Below are 14,088 nucleotides of genomic sequence, written 5' to 3'. Positions count from 1 at the left end.
TTCCTAGAACGTGCGGCGCGGCAGGAGCAGGGCGCAGCGCAGCAGCATCCACGCCAGCCATTGTTTACGTGCGCCCGGCTTGCGCCGTGCGCGTGCGGCGGCCTCGGCAATGTGCAGACGCAGGCTGAACAGGGCCTGGCGGTCGCCCCTTTGCACCGCCTGGTGCCAGGCCTGCTCGCAGCGCTGGCGTTCCAGCGCCTGATCGAGCGGGCTGCGCACGCCGGGCACATCGGCCGTGCCAGGGGTGTCGGTGAGGACGTTCATGGCTGCAGCGCTCCCACGGTTGGGCGGGTGCCTGCGTCTGCATCGCCGCGGTCGCCATCCTGCCGGCCAAAGGCATACCAGTCCACATGCCGTGTGCAGACCATGATCAGGGCCAGCACGGCGAACAGCGCGATGGAGCCCACGATGAGCGCGCTTTGCTCCAGCTGCAGCAGCACATACAGCAGGCCGTAGAGCGAGGCGATTCCCGCAGCAAACGGCAGGCCGCGCTGCAGGCTGCCCAGGATGTGGCTCGCGTAGTAGGCCAGCAGCAGCACGCAGGCCGAGGCAGCAATGCCGTAGGCGCTGGCAAATCCCATGTGCTCCGACAGGCTGATCAGCAGCAGGAAGAAGCTGCACAGCGCCGATCCCACCAGCAGGTACTGGATGGGGTGCACGCGCAATTGCTTGAGCACCTCGAACAGGCCGACGGCCACAAAGGTCAGCACCACGAAGAGCAGGCCGTACTTGGTGGCCCGGTCGCTCAGCGAGTAGGCGTTGATGGGGTCCACGAAGTCGGTGTCCAGCGACTCCAGGCAGGGGCCGCTGCTGGGCGCGTGCGCCGTGGCGGCGTATTCCTCCATGTCGCGGCGGCCTGGCTGGCACAGCGGCTGCTGGTCGGTGAAGGCCTGGCGCGCCGAAGAGGCCAGTGCCGAGAGATTCCAGCTGGCGTTGAATCCCTTGTCGCTGACTTCACGCCGGTTGGGCAGGAAGCTGCCGCCGAATGAGGGGTGGGGCCAATCGGCCGACAGCTGGACCTGGCTGTGGCTGCCCAGCGGCACGAAGGCCAGCTTTTCGGTGCCCACCAGTTCCAGGGCAATCTTCAGCTCAAGGGGCTCGTCCTTCTTGAGCAGGGCAGGCGCCAGCTCCGCCTGCAGGCCTTGCGAGTAGCGTTCCAGCGAGGTGCCGGGTCCCACGTCCAGGCTCTTGCCGCCGGCCTCGATGGTGGCCGAGCGTATGCCGCGCGGATCGGTCAGCGACAGCGCCACGCGCAGTGCGCCGCAGCGCACGGCCTGGTTGGCTGTCGCTTCGATGGACGGCTTTTCCAGGTACTGTGCGGCATGGGTGAAGCTGGCGCTGATGCTGTCCTGCATGGCGTAGGTGCTGACCTGGTGCAGGCCGCGCGAGCGCTCTTCCATGCGTGCCGTTGCCTCATGGCGCAGTTGGTCGGGCAGCAGCATGCGCTGGAACTGGCGCGTGGTCCATTCCGTCTTGCTGCCCTTTTCTATGCCGGTGGTCTCGGTGCAGTTTTGCACCAGCACCGGTCCCATCAGCGTCTGGCGTCCGGCCAGGCTGGCGACCACGCCCTGCACGGCGTTGTCGCGGTTGCGTATGCGGTCGCGCACCACGTCATGTACCAGGCCCAGGCCCAGCATCAAAAGGCCCAGCATGACCAGCAGGGCCACGCCTTTGGCAAGAAGTCGGTTCTTCATTCCACATCCCGTTCGTTGATCGTGGACGCAGTCTGGGCGGGGGCTGTGTGGCCGGAATGAAGTCTGTGAAGTGAAGGTGAAGTCGGATTCGCGCCTCCAAATCCGAGTGAGCAGGCCCTGGCGGTCAGGGTGCCCGCAGTGGCCAGTTCAGCGTGACACGCAGCCCGGGCTGGGCGTTGGTGGCCTGCATGCTGCCGCCGTGTAGCAGCATGATGCGCAGCACGATGGACAGGCCCAGTCCCGTGCCGCTGCGCTCCCCGTTGGGGCGGGGGGTGGTGAAAAAGCGTTCGCCCAGCCGGCCGAGTAGCGCCTCGGGCACACCGGGGCCGTGGTCGCGCACGCTGACGCGGCCGGGCTCCAGGTCCACGTGGATGCTGCTGCCTTCGGGGGCGAAGTCGATGGCGTTGCTCAGCAGGTTGCTGAGGGCCAGCACCACCAGGTCCTGCTCCCAGGGGCCGCTGCTGTCTTGGCCTTGCAGCACCAGCTGGATGCGGCGCTGGTGCGCAGCGCTGTACACTTGCGCCATGGCCTGTTCGGCACAGGCCTGCAGGCTGCAGGCCGTGTGCGCGTGCAGGGCGCGGCGCTGCTCCAGCTGGCTCAGGCGCAGCAACTGGTCCACGAGGTTTTGCAGGCGCTGGCACTGGTCCACCACCTGGCGCGCGAACAGCTCGCGGTCGGCGGCGGGCAGGTCTTCCTGCAGCAGCTCGCCTGCGCCACGGATGGCGGCCACGGGGCTCTTGAGTTCGTGCGTGAGGGCGCGCACATAGCCCTCGATGTAGTCGCGCCCCTCCAGGCGGCTGCGCATGTTCTCCATGGCACGGGCCAGTTCGCCCAGCTCGCCGGGCATGCGTGGCGCCTCGGGCATGGGCGGGGCGGTGGTGGGGGAGGCGGCCTCGTTGAGCGTGGGCGCCTGTACCTGCTGGGCATAGCTGCGCAGGCGCCGCACATGGATGACCAGCCACCAGGTCACGGCAAAGCCCACGCCGGCCGACAGCACGAGGAACAGCAGGCCGCCGCGCAGCATCTTGCTTTCCGCGCTGTCCACGATCTTCTGCACCGAGTGCGCGGGCTTGGAGGCCGTGAGCACGCCCGCAATGCGGCCTTCCACCATGATGGGTGCCGACACATACATGACGCTGCTGGCCTCGTCGTTCTGCACCTCGCGCGTGGTGCGTGCGCCGTATTCGCCGCGCAGCGTGCGGTACACGTCGCGCCAGCGCGAGTAGTCGGCGCCCTGGTCCAGGCCGGCCGAGTCGAACAGCACCAGGCCTTGCTGGTCGGTGATGGTGACGCGCATGTCCAGGCTGGTCTTGCGCGTGTCCCAGATCCAGACCTTGACGGTCTGGTTGGCATAGGCCTGCATGTGGTGCGCGAAGCGGCTGTCCGCGGGGCTTTGCTGCAGCACGCCGCTGGCCATGTCGTCGCTGGCCAGCGCGGCCAGGGCGTAGGCGGTTTCGACCAGCGTGTCCTCGGTCACCTTGCGCACGCTGGGCTTGACCTCGACCATGAAGACGCGCAGCACGAAGAATGCGGCCAGGCCGTTGATGACGAAAAAGGCGAAGAACAGCCGCAGTCCGAGGCGCATGGCGTGCGGCGGCGTGTCAGTCCGGCAGCGTCAGGCTGTAGCCCATGCCGCGGTGGGTGATGATGAAGTCCTGCTGCGGCACCTGGGCACGCAGCTTGGCGCGCAGGGTCTTGACGTGGGTGTCCACGGTGCGGTCCGTGCTGTCGCTGTCCTGGCCCCAGATGCTGTCGAGCAGGAACTCGCGGCTCAGGATGCGTCCGGGGCGCTCCAGCAGGCAGCGCAGCAGCTGGTACTCGCGCCGCGTCAGCTCCAGGGGCACGCCCTGCATGCGCACGCGCTGGCCTTGCGTATCGATGCTGAACAGGGCATCTGCCGGCGGCGCTGTGCTGGCTGTGGGCGCGGGCTGCAGGCGCTGCGCACGGCGCAGCAGGGCGCGGGTGCGGGCCACCAGCTCGCGCGGGCTGAAGGGCTTGGTCAGGTAGTCGTCGGCGCCCAGCTCCAGGCCCAGCACGCGGTCCATTTCCTCGCCGCGTGCGCTGAGCACCAGCAGCGGCACGGCGGCGCCTGCCTGGCGCAGCTCGCGGCACCAGTCCAGGCCGTTGCCATCGGGCAGGCCCACGTCCAGCAGCAGGGCATCGGGCGGCTGCGCCTGCCATTGCGCGCGTGCATCGGCCAGCTGCAGGCAGTGGCGCACGGCAATGCCGTCGCGCTCCAGCGCATAGCAGACGGTGCGCGCGATGGCGGGATCGTCCTCCACCAGCAACACGCGCGGGGCGTTCGTCATCGGCATGCCTTGCATCGCAGTACTCCGGGAGCGGACCCTGGCGCTTCAGATGTCGTGCGCAAGCAGGTCGGCAGGCTTGGGGGTGGGCCGGCTGTCCAGCGAGCGGTGCCGGCACAGCGTGGGCCAGCGCGGGGCGAAGTGCCGCGCCAGTTCCTCGACCAGGAAGACCGAGCGGTGCTGGCCCCCCGTGCAGCCGATGGCCACGGTGACATAGCTGCGGTGGTTGCTGGCCATCATGTCCAGCCAGGATTCCAGGAACTGCTGGATGTCGCGGCGCATCTGGTCCACGCCGGGCTGCTGGCGCAGGAACTCGGCCACGGGCGCATCCATGCCGGTCAGCGGGCGCAGCTGGGGTTCGTAGTGCGGATTGGGCAGCATGCGCACATCGAACACATAGTCGGAATCCGAGGGCAGGCCGTGCTTGAAGCCGAAGGACTGGAAGACCAGGGTCATCTGGCCCACCGGGGCCGCAATCAGCTCCTTGATATAGCTTTGCAGCTGGGACGAGCGCAGGTGGCTGGTGTCGATGACATGCGATTTCTCGCGCAATTCGCCCAGCAGTTCGCGCTCGGTTTCTATGTCCTGCACCAGGGCGCGGCGGCCCTCGGCGACAGGCCCTTGCGACAGAGGATGGCGGCGCCGCGTTTCGGAGAAGCGCCGCACCAGGGTGCCCGTGGTGGCGTCCAGAAAGACCAGGTGGGGCACGACACCCTGGCGCTGCAGCCGTTCGAGTTGCCCGGGCAGGTGGGGCAATCCCCCGGCGCTGCGCGCATCCATGGCGATGGCCACCTTGTTGCTGTGTCGGCCGTGCTCCAGTTCGACGAAGGCGGACAGCAGCTCGGGAGGCAGGTTGTCCACGCAGTAGTAGCCGGCATCCTCCAGCGCATGCAGGGCGACGGATTTGCCCGATCCGGACATCCCGGTGATCAGCACGATCTCAAGCGACATGGCATCAGCCTCCATTGGTGTTGCGCGCGCCGTTGGCCGCACGGCCCGGCTTGGGCCGGGTACGCTGCGCGTCGGCCTGCGGCCGCTGCCGGCCGGGCCTGCGCGGCGCCGGACGGGGCGGGGGTGCCTGGCGCGCCATGGCCAGCATTTCGCGGGCATGGGCCATCGTGGTTTCGGACTGGCGCTCGCCGCCCAGCATGCGGGCCAGCTCTGCCTCGCGCGCGGTGCTGTCCAGCGGCTGCACGGTGCTGAGCGTGCCCTGCCTTGCGCGCTGCTTGGCCACCAGATAGTGGTGGTCGGCACAGGCCGCGACCTGCGGCAGATGGGTGACGGACAGCACCTGGCGCGATCGGCCCAGCGCATGCATGAGGCGGCCCACGGTCTCGGCGACGGCGCCGCCCACGCCCGAGTCCACCTCGTCGAAGATCAGCGTGCCGGCCTCGCCCAGCTCGCTGGTGGTCACGGCAATGGCCAGCGAAATGCGCGACAGCTCGCCGCCCGACGCCACCTTGGCAATCGGCTTGGGGCTGGCTCCAGGATGGCCGGCGACCAGGAAGGCCACGCTGTCCACGCCAAAGGCACCAGGGGAGTCGGCCGTGGACAGGGCGGCCTCGAACAGGCCGCCTTCCATGCCCAGGCCCTGCATGGCCTGGGTGATGGCGCGCGACAGGCGCGGCGCAGCCAGGGCGCGTTGCTGCGACAGCACCCGGGCGCTGGCCTGGTAGTGCTGCTGCGCGGATTGCTCTGCAGCGTGCAGGGCCTCGATGTCCACGGCGGCGTCCAGCTGCTGCAGCTCCTGGCGCCAGCCGGCCAGCAGTGCCGGCAGCTCATCGGGCGTGCGGCGGTAGCGGCGCGCCAGCTGCATCCACAGCGACAGGCGTGCATCCAGCTCGGCCAGGCGTTCGGGGTCCAGGTCGGCGCGGCGCAGATAGGCCTGCAGCGAATGGCGCGCATCCTGCACCTGGGCCGTGCACGAGGCCAGCACATCGGCGATGTTCTGGAACTCGGGCTCCAGGTGTTCCTGGTTCTGTATCAGATGGCTGGCACGGCCCAGCGGAGTGATCACGCCGGCCTCGTCGTCCTCCAGCATCTGTAGCGTGGTCTGGGCGGTGTCTATCAGGGTCTGGGCATGCGACAGGCGCGTGTGCTGGGCATTGAGCTCGTCCCACTCGTCGGCCTGCGGGGCCAGCTTGTCGAGTTCGGTGATCTGCCACTGCAGCCGTTCGCGTTCGCGCTGCAGGCTGTCCTGGGCGGATTGCGCATGCTGCAGGGCTTGTCGTGCCTGGCTCCAGCGGCTCCAGCAGGCCTGGACCTCGCGGCTGTCTATGCCCGCATAGGCGTCCAGCAGCGCGCGTGCTGCGTCGGGTCGCGTGAGGCTTTGCCAGGCATGCTGGCCGTGGATGTCGATCAGCTGCTCGCCCAGGGCGCGCAGCTGCGTGGCCGTGGCCGGCGTGCCGTTGATCCAGGCGCGGCTGCGGCCCTGGGTGTCCACCGTGCGCCGCAGCAGCAGGCTGTTGTCCTCGCAGGCCAGGCCTGCCGCCTCCAGCCAGGGGCGCAGCCGCGCGCAGCCGTCGAACTCCACGCAGATATCGGCTTGGGGGCAGCCTTCGCGCACCACGTCGGCGTCGGCGCGGGCGCCCAGGGCCAGCTGCAATGCATCGATCAGGATGGATTTGCCGGCGCCGGTCTCGCCGGTCAGCACGGTGAAGCCCGCATGCCAGTCCAGATCCAGGGCCTGCACGATCACGAAGTCGCGCAGCACGATGCGCTTGAGCGCCATGGTCAGGCGCCTCCCTCGTTCCAGCCCAGTTTCTTGCGCAGCGTGGCGAAGTAGTTCCAGCCCTTGGGGTGCAGAAAGCGCACGCTGTGGTGGGCGCGGCTCACGAGGATGCGGTCGCCGTGCTGCAGCGAGGCCAGCGACTGCATGTCGAAATTGGCGCTGACATCGCGCCCGGCCACGACTTCGATCGTGACCTCGTTGGCATCGGACAGCACGATGGGGCGATTGGACAGGTTGTGCGGCGCAATGGGTGCCATCACCCAGGCGGGGATGGACGGATGCATCATCGGCCCGCCGGCGGACAGCGCATAGGCCGTGGAGCCCGTGGGCGTGGCCACGATCAGGCCGTCGGCGCGCTGGTTGGAGACAAAGCGGCCGCCGACCTCGATGCGCAACTCCACCATGCCGGAGGTGCCGCCGCGGTTGACCACCACGTCGTTCATGGCCAGGGCCTCGAACACGCATTCGCCGTCGCGGATCACGCGGGCGCACATCAGGGGACGCAGGTCCTCTTCGTACTCGCCCTGCAGCATGGGCGTGAGCGTGGCCTCGAAGTCCTCCAGCGCGATGTCGGTGACAAAGCCCAGGCGGCCCTGGTTCACCCCGATCAGGGGCGTTCCGTATTGCGCCAGGTGCCGGCTCACGCCGAGCATGGTGCCGTCGCCGCCGACGACCAGGCCCAGGTCGCAATGCCTGCCCAGGCCATCGACATCGAGGGTGGGGTAGTCTGTGAGCCCTGCGTGCAGGGCCGATTGGGTATCGAGCACGACTTCGCAGCCCTGGCGCCTGAGGAAGTCCGCAATGCGCTCGAGCGCGTTGCTGGCATTCTCGGACAGGGCGCTTGCGCTGGGAGCGTGGTATTTCCCGATCAAGGCAACGTGGCGAAACGTGGACGTCATTTCTGGAAATTACATCATTAAAATCATCACATGCTCGACGAACGTGCCAAGTTGTTGCTCAAAGCGCTGATCGAGCGTTACATCGCTGACGGCCAGCCTGTGGGCTCGCGAACCCTGTCGCGTGCGTCGGGGCTTGAATTGTCGCCTGCCACGATACGCAATGTGATGGCTGACCTCGAAGACCTGGGGTTGATCATCAGTCCGCACACCTCGGCCGGCCGCATTCCGACCGCCCGGGGCTACCGGCTGTTCGTGGACACCATGCTCACGGCGGACCGTGCAGATATCGTGACGCCCGAGCTCGTGCCCGAGCAGCCGCAGAAAGTCATCGCCAACGCCGCCAATCTGCTGTCCAGCCTTTCCCAGTTCGTGGGCGTGGTGCTGGTGCCTCGCCGCACCTCGGTGTTCAAGCACATCGAATTCGTGCGACTGTCGGAGCGGCGCTTTCTGGTCATCATCGTCTCGCCCGACGGTGACGTGCAAAACCGCGTCATCTTCACCGACGTGGATTACTCGGCCTCTCAGCTGATCGAGGCATCGAACTTTCTCAACAGCCACTACGCAGGCCTGGCCATGGAAGAGGTGCGCGAGCGCCTCAAGGGCGAGGTCGAGCTTTTGCGCGGCGAGGTGGCCACCCTCATGCAGGCAGCCGTCAACGTGGGCACGGAGGCCATGACCAGCGCCCAGGAGGACGTGGTCATCGCGGGCGAGCGCAACCTGCTGTCGGTCAGCGATTTCTCCAGCGACATGGGCAATCTGCGCCGCGCCTTCGACCTGTTCGAGCAAAAGACCCAGATCCTCAGGCTGCTGGATTTCTCCAGCCAGGCCGAAGGCGTGCGCATCTACATCGGGGGCGAAAGCCAGGTCGTGCCCTTCGAGGAGCTGTCCGTGGTCAGCGCGCCCTACGAGCTCGATGGCAAGGTGGTGGGCACGCTGGGCGTGATCGGCCCCACCCGCATGCACTACGACCGCATGATCCAGATCGTGGACATCACCTCCAAGCTGGTCAGCAACGCGCTGAGCCACAAGCGCTGAGCTGGGCAGGTTAGGATCTACAATAGCCGTTTGCCATGGCGTGGATCCGCGCTGCCTTGGTGAATCAGGGGCCTTAGCTCATGCTTGGTTAGAGCAGCGGACTCATAATCCGTTGGTGCCCAGTTCGACTCTGGGAGGCCCTACCATCCATTGGTATGAAAAAGCCTGCCGCCTTTCCGGGCGGCAGGCTTTTTTGCTGGGCGCGACGCTGCCGGCTGGCATGGCTGCGCCCGGCTGCCGTTGAATGCGACTTCCAGGTTTTTTGCAGAAATATGGCGCTTTTGCCTGGAAGCTCCAAAACCCGCTGCTACAATGCGAAGCGTTGCGGCTGTAGCTCAGCTGGATAGAGTACTTGGCTACGAACCAAGGGGTCGTGGGTTCGATTCCTGCCAGCCGCACCAAAAAACGCAAAGCCCTGAAGTTGAAAGACTTCAGGGCTTTTTCGTTTTCACGGGCCATCCGCTGGGATCCGCTGGGATGACACCCCCGGTCAGGCTTGCTGCGCCTTCGGCAGCACGATGGTGAAGGTGCTTCCCTGGCCTGGCGCGCTTTCTATCTGCAGCTGCCCGCCATGGCGGGCAGCCACGGTGCGGACAAAGGCCAGCCCGAGACCTGCGCCGTCCAGGTGCTGATGGTGGTCCAGGCGCTCGAAGGGCTGGCTCAGGCGGGCGACGGCCTGTGCATCCATGCCGGGTCCGTGGTCCCGGATGGCGATGCGGCAATGGCCGGCGTCCTGCAGCAGCAGGCATTGCACCGTGGCGCCGCTTGCCGGTTGCCCGTGCGCTCCGTACTTGATGGCGTTGCCGATCAGGTTGACGGCTGCGCGGTGGAGCATGCCCGGGTCGCCCAGCACGGGGCATTCCTGCTCGGGCAGGCTGAATTCCAGCTGCACATGGGCGGCGCTGGCCTGGGCCCAGCAGCTTTCCACGGCCTGGTCCAGCACCAGGCCCAGGTCCAGCTGCTGCCGGCGCAGCGCCTGCTGCTGGGCACGAGCCAGGTGCACGAAATCGTCGGCCAGCTGCAGGGAGGCCTGGGCATAGCCTTCGATGCGCGGGAGCAGCATGCCCAGGTCGGGCGCTTGTACGGAACCACGCTGCATCTCCAGCAAGGTGATGATGGATGCCACGGGCGCCCGTATGTCGTGCGAGATGAACTGCATGGCCTGGTCGCGCTGGGCCTGGGCGCTGCGCAGATCGCTGATATCGACCAGGGTGATCAGCCAGCCCGTGGTGGGCGGAGCCTCGAAGGCCTGGACCAGCAGCATCAGGCTGCGGCCGCGGCCGTCGCGCCCCTCGCTGCTGAGCGGCAGGCCGCCGGCGGCAAGCGCCCTGGCCGTGAGCAGCGGGCTGCCGGCTTGCGGGCCGGGCGCCGTGTCCAGCGCCCGCAGGCCATCGAGCAGCCTGGGAAGGGAGTCGCCAGCGCGCAGGTCGTGATCCAGGCTGCGCGCATAGGCATGGGCCGCGGCATTGGCCAGCAGCACATGGCCCTGGCGGTCGCAGACAAAGGTGGGCGAGGGCAGCTGGCGCAGGCTTTCGCTGACGAAATGGTGCAGGGCGCGCAGTTGCCGCGAAGCCTGCTCGACGGCGGCAATGCGCTGGTCCAGCAGGTCGCCGCCCAGGCGCAGCGCGGTGGGCAGGCCCTGGCCCTGCAGGTCTCGCAGTTCCAGCGCCAGAAAGCGGGCGGCGGCGCGCAGGCGCAGCCAGCTCCACAGCGGATAGGCCAGGGCCAGGCCCAGCAGGGCTGCGGCAGGGGCCGTCTGCACCTGCCAGATGCGTGGTGCCAGCCCGGCCAGCGACAGGCAGGCCAGGGCCAGCAGCGCGCAGGCCAGCATGCCGCCCGAAGGGCCCAGCCAGGCCAGGGCCAGCAGGGCCAGCAGCACGGCTGCGGTGTTGAGCGCACGGTCCAGCCCCGCCGAAGCGCGGTGTACGTGCGAGCCCTGCAGGCTGCCGTTGAGCACATGGGCCAGCATTTCCACGCTGGAGATGGGGCGCGCGCTGGCACCCAGCGGTGCGGTGAACTGCGCTCCCAGTCCGGCAGCCGTCGTTCCTATGAGCACGTATTTGCCGCGAAATGCCGCAGCAGGAATGCGGCCGCGCAGCACGTCGATGTACGAATAGGTGGTGAAGGGCGAGCGGTCACGCGCGCCCTGCTCGGGCCTGGCCTGTGCGAAGGCAATGATCTCCCGCTGGCGGCGCTGCCATGCGGGTGTGCCGGGGTCCAGCGGCGGCACGGGTTCGGGGCGGGCGCATGGGCGGCCGTGCTGGCCCACGCAGTGCAGGGCCAGCGCCATGTGCCACCAGGGCTGCTGCGCGCTGCCTTCAATGGCATGGAAGCTGCGCACGGCGCCGTCGGAATCCACGGGCAGCTGGGTGTGGCCCAGCGCTGCCGCAGCCTGTGCAAAGGCCGGCAGCGGATCCGTACCCGGCGCCACGGGCAAGGCGGTGCGGCCGCTGCGCTGCAGGACGCGCGCCAGCAGCAGGTCATCGCCGGGATAGTCCAGATCTTCTTCGCTGAGCATCACGTCCAGGCCGATGGCGCGCGGCGGGGCCTGGCTGATGCGCTCCAGCAGGCCCGCGTGCAGGGCACGCCGCCAGGGCCAGCGGCCTATGGCGTCGATGCTGGCATCGTCGATGGCCACGATGACGATGTCCTGAGATGCCTTGGGGCGGTGCAGCCAGCTGGCCGTGTCCTGCACCAGTCCGTTGATGCGCTCCAGCTGCCCGTCACCGCTGAGCCAGAACACCAGGGACAGCAGTCCCGCCGCCAGCAGCAGCCAGTCCCGCCGCAGCCCCCGGCCACGCGCGGGCGCCGGCTGCACCTGCTGCGCCGGCGTGGCGGGACTGTCAGGCGAAGGCGGCAGGGTGGACAAGCGTGGTCAAGGATTGAACGGGTGCGGTTACTGGCGCTGCAGGCGCTCTCCGCTGCCCGATTGCATCATCTCGCCGCTGGCATCGACGATCCAGTTGCCGGTGCGGAACTGGCGTGCGGCCGAGAAATCGCTGCGCAGGCCGTTGGCGTCCTCGATCTGCAGCCGCAGGTAGTAGCTGCCTGCGGGCAGGTCCTCGGTGCTCCATTGCGGCTGGTCGGTCCAGAGGTCAACCAGCGGCGCGGTGAACTCCTGGTCGCGCGCCACCATCACGTGGTAGCGCTGGCCGGGCTCGCCACTCCAGCGGATCTGGCGGCTGCCCTCGGCGGGGCCGTCGCCCATCTGCAGCGCGCTGGCCGAGGGCTGGGGCGGCACGGCCGCCAGCTGCATGGCCTGGGCTGCGGCGAACGGGCCCTGGTCGGGCTTGCCATCGGCCAGCGTGCGGATGCTGGCGGCGCGCCAGAGATAGCGGCCGGCCGGCAGCCGGGCCAGCGCGGCTGCGGGCAATGTGCAGTCGTTCAGGTCGCGCGCGTCGATGACGGGTTCGGCAAAGCCGGCCTGGGCATCGGCAGAAGCGACCTGGATGCGGTAGCGCACGGCGCCCACCACCTTGGTGCACTGCAGGCCGGCGCGGCCCAGGCCCACGGTGGCGTCGGCCTGCGGTGATTCGTACAGCGGCGGCACGGGATGGGCCTTGACGCGCAGGGCGCGCCGGCTGGCTGCACCCGGAATGCCCTGGGCGTCGATGCCGCGCAGGGACAGTACATAGTCGCCATCGTCCACGCCTGCCAGGCGCAGCGGTGAGGCCGTGGCCTGGAAGCTGGCGCTGCGCAGCACCTGGGTCATGTCCGCGTCGCGCGACAGCTGCAGCTGGTAACGCACGGCGCCGGGCAAGGCCGGCAGGGGCAGGCTGATCCAGTTGGCGTCTTCCGCCAAGGCGGGCCAGGCGGTGATGTCAGGCGCGCCCAGCATGGGGCGGGGTTGGCCGACGCGGCCGTCTGCCGCCACGGCCACGCCCTGGCCGGGGTGCAGCAGCGCATCGCCGGAAGGTGCGCCAGAGGCGTCCGAGCCCACGGCGACCGTGCCTTCATCGACGGCGGCCGCTGTCCTGCCTGCCGCATCGGTCTGCACCAGGAAACGCGTGCCCCGCACGCTGGTCGATGCCACAGGCGTGCGCACTTCGAAGCGGCGCTGGGCATTGCCCTGCTCGGGGGGGACCGAGGCCTCCACGCTGCCTTCTCGCAGGTCGATCACGGACTGCAGGCTGCCGGCCCGGCCCTTGCGGCGCATCTGGCGCAGCAGGACATCGGACTGCGACTGCACGCGCACCAAAGAGCCATCGGCCAGGCGCACGGCCACAAAGGCGTCCGGCGCAAGCTGCAGTCGATCGCCTTCCTGCAGCGTCTGTCCCTTGCGCAGGACCTGGCCTGCGTCTTCGGCCGAGCCGCTTTGCGTGTCGGCCAGATGGTCGAGCGCGCGTGTGCTGCGCGCATCGCCCTGCACGAATTCCACGGAGGCCACGGCGGCGCGCAGCAGGCGCACGGGAATCTCCAGCACGGAGCCGGGCCGCAGACGGTACGGGTTGGCCACGCCGTTGTGCTGCTGCAGCTGGGTCCACTGGCGTGCATCGCCCAGGTAGCGGCTGGCCAGCTGTTCCAGGGTGTCGCCTGTGGCCACGCGGTGGGCGAGCATGTCGCCGCCGCTGGCGGCGGGTTTGATCTGGGCCTGTGTGGCGGCAGCGCCCAGCAGGGCCAGGCTTGCCAGCAGGCAGGCCCGCGCGACGGGCCCGCGCAGGCTGGCGGCGAGCAAGAGTCTGTTCATGGTGTTTGAGGTGCCGCCTGCAATGCCTCGTCAGGCACGTCCAGGCGGTAGCCGTAGCCGTACACGGCGCTGATGGCGTAGGGCTGACCGGCGCGCAGGTTCAGCAGCGCGCGCAGGCGCGAGATATGTGTGTCCAGCGAGCGTGACTGCACTTCGGCGTTGTGGCCCCACACGGCTTCGCGCAGGTGTTCGCGCGACAGCAGGCGGCCCTGGTTCTGGAACAGCGTCAGGGCCAGCGTGTATTCGCGGTGCGTCACCTCGATGGGCTGACCATTCATTTCCAGGCTGTTGGTGGTGGTGAGGAACCGGAAGGGGCCGAACTCCAGCACGCTTTGCGTGTTCACCGGATAGGCGCGGCGCAGCAGGGCGGCCATGCGCGCGCGCAGCTCGCCGTGGCGCACGGGCTTGACCATGAAATCGTCTGCGCCGCAGGACAGGCCTTCGACGATGTCGGCCTCTTCGCTGCGGTGGGTGATGATGAGGATGGGCAGCTCGCGGCTCACATGGCCGCGCGTCCACCGCACCAGGTCCGTTCCTTCCATGTCCGGAAGGTGCCAGTCCACGATCAGAAGGTCGAAGCTCTCGCGGCGCAGTTCCAACTGCAGGGCCGAGCCCGTCTGGTAGGTGTGGCAGCTGTGGCCCGTCTCCAGCGCAACCTGACGCAGCATCTCCAGTTGCAGCGGATCATCGTCCAGAGCAGCGATACGCATCCCAATGTCCTTTCACGCAAGCGCCA

Annotated in this window: 11 protein-coding genes and 2 tRNA genes; 3 read left to right on the top strand and 10 right to left on the bottom strand. The window is 68.6% G+C overall.

Annotation, left to right across the window (positions count from 1 at the left end):
* Window positions 1–3 precede the first annotated feature (3 nt).
* The 7 genes from GRX31_RS02410 to GRX31_RS02380 form a co-directional block, all read right to left on the bottom strand.
* The gene (locus GRX31_RS02410) at window positions 4–264 is read right to left on the bottom strand and encodes a hypothetical protein (protein WP_160851333.1); all 261 of its coding nucleotides are present in this window, start codon (window positions 262–264) and stop codon (window positions 4–6) included.
* On the bottom strand, window positions 261–1,694 hold the full coding sequence (creD, locus tag GRX31_RS02405; protein ID WP_016445706.1) for a cell envelope integrity protein CreD: 1,434 nt from the start codon (window positions 1,692–1,694) through the stop codon (window positions 261–263). Before creD ends, GRX31_RS02410 begins: the two co-directional genes overlap by 4 nt.
* 124 nt (window positions 1,695–1,818) lie before the next feature.
* Window positions 1,819–3,279, bottom strand: coding sequence for a two-component system sensor histidine kinase CreC (gene creC / locus GRX31_RS02400; RefSeq protein WP_160851330.1), 1,461 nt, complete (start codon window positions 3,277–3,279; stop codon window positions 1,819–1,821).
* 16 nt (window positions 3,280–3,295) lie between these two features.
* Window positions 3,296–4,018, bottom strand: coding sequence for a two-component system response regulator CreB (gene creB / locus GRX31_RS02395; protein ID WP_016451047.1), 723 nt, complete (start codon window positions 4,016–4,018; stop codon window positions 3,296–3,298).
* Window positions 4,019–4,048: 30 nt separating this feature from the next.
* Entirely contained in the window at window positions 4,049–4,951 is a 903-nt protein-coding gene (gene rapZ / locus GRX31_RS02390) for an RNase adapter RapZ (protein ID WP_016445709.1), read from the bottom strand.
* 4 nt (window positions 4,952–4,955) lie between these two features.
* Window positions 4,956–6,731, bottom strand: a complete 1,776-nt coding sequence (gene recN / locus GRX31_RS02385) for a DNA repair protein RecN (RefSeq protein ID WP_046986090.1) — start codon at window positions 6,729–6,731, stop codon at window positions 4,956–4,958.
* 2 nt (window positions 6,732–6,733) lie between these two features.
* Window positions 6,734–7,630: an NAD kinase gene (locus GRX31_RS02380; protein WP_160851328.1), complete on the bottom strand. Its 897-nt coding sequence runs from the start codon at window positions 7,628–7,630 to the stop codon at window positions 6,734–6,736.
* A gap of 30 nt (window positions 7,631–7,660) precedes the next feature.
* Between GRX31_RS02380 and hrcA the strand changes: the two genes are divergently transcribed.
* The 3 genes from hrcA to GRX31_RS02365 all read left to right on the top strand — a co-directional run bounded on the left by hrcA (window position 7,661) and on the right by GRX31_RS02365 (window position 9,066).
* Window positions 7,661–8,665, top strand: coding sequence for a heat-inducible transcriptional repressor HrcA (gene hrcA / locus GRX31_RS02375; RefSeq protein WP_016445711.1), 1,005 nt, complete (start codon window positions 7,661–7,663; stop codon window positions 8,663–8,665).
* A gap of 67 nt (window positions 8,666–8,732) precedes the next feature.
* Window positions 8,733–8,811, top strand: a tRNA-Ile gene (locus tag GRX31_RS02370).
* Between the two features lie 178 nt (window positions 8,812–8,989).
* Window positions 8,990–9,066, top strand: a tRNA-Arg gene (locus GRX31_RS02365).
* 89 nt (window positions 9,067–9,155) lie between these two features.
* Here the strand turns inward: GRX31_RS02365 and GRX31_RS02360 are convergent.
* The 3 genes from GRX31_RS02360 to GRX31_RS02350 are packed head-to-tail and all read right to left on the bottom strand — an operon-like array spanning window position 9,156 to window position 14,062.
* Window positions 9,156–11,534 (bottom strand): CHASE2 domain-containing protein, encoded by a 2,379-nt coding sequence (locus GRX31_RS02360; RefSeq protein WP_160851326.1) that lies wholly within the window; start codon window positions 11,532–11,534, stop codon window positions 9,156–9,158.
* Between the two features lie 27 nt (window positions 11,535–11,561).
* Window positions 11,562–13,352 (bottom strand): FecR family protein, encoded by a 1,791-nt coding sequence (locus GRX31_RS02355; RefSeq protein WP_160851323.1) that lies wholly within the window; start codon window positions 13,350–13,352, stop codon window positions 11,562–11,564.
* Window positions 13,349–14,062 (bottom strand): response regulator transcription factor, encoded by a 714-nt coding sequence (locus tag GRX31_RS02350; protein WP_016445714.1) that lies wholly within the window; start codon window positions 14,060–14,062, stop codon window positions 13,349–13,351. Before GRX31_RS02350 ends, GRX31_RS02355 begins: the two co-directional genes overlap by 4 nt.
* Between the last annotated feature and the right edge of the window lie 26 nt (window positions 14,063–14,088).

Source organism: Delftia sp. CH05 (assembly GCF_009827015.1).
GTDB classification, from domain to species: Bacteria; Pseudomonadota; Gammaproteobacteria; order Burkholderiales; family Burkholderiaceae_C; genus Comamonas; species Comamonas tsuruhatensis.
The sequence above is the reverse complement of the archived record's forward strand: the minus strand, read 5'-3'. Positions and strand labels throughout refer to the sequence as shown.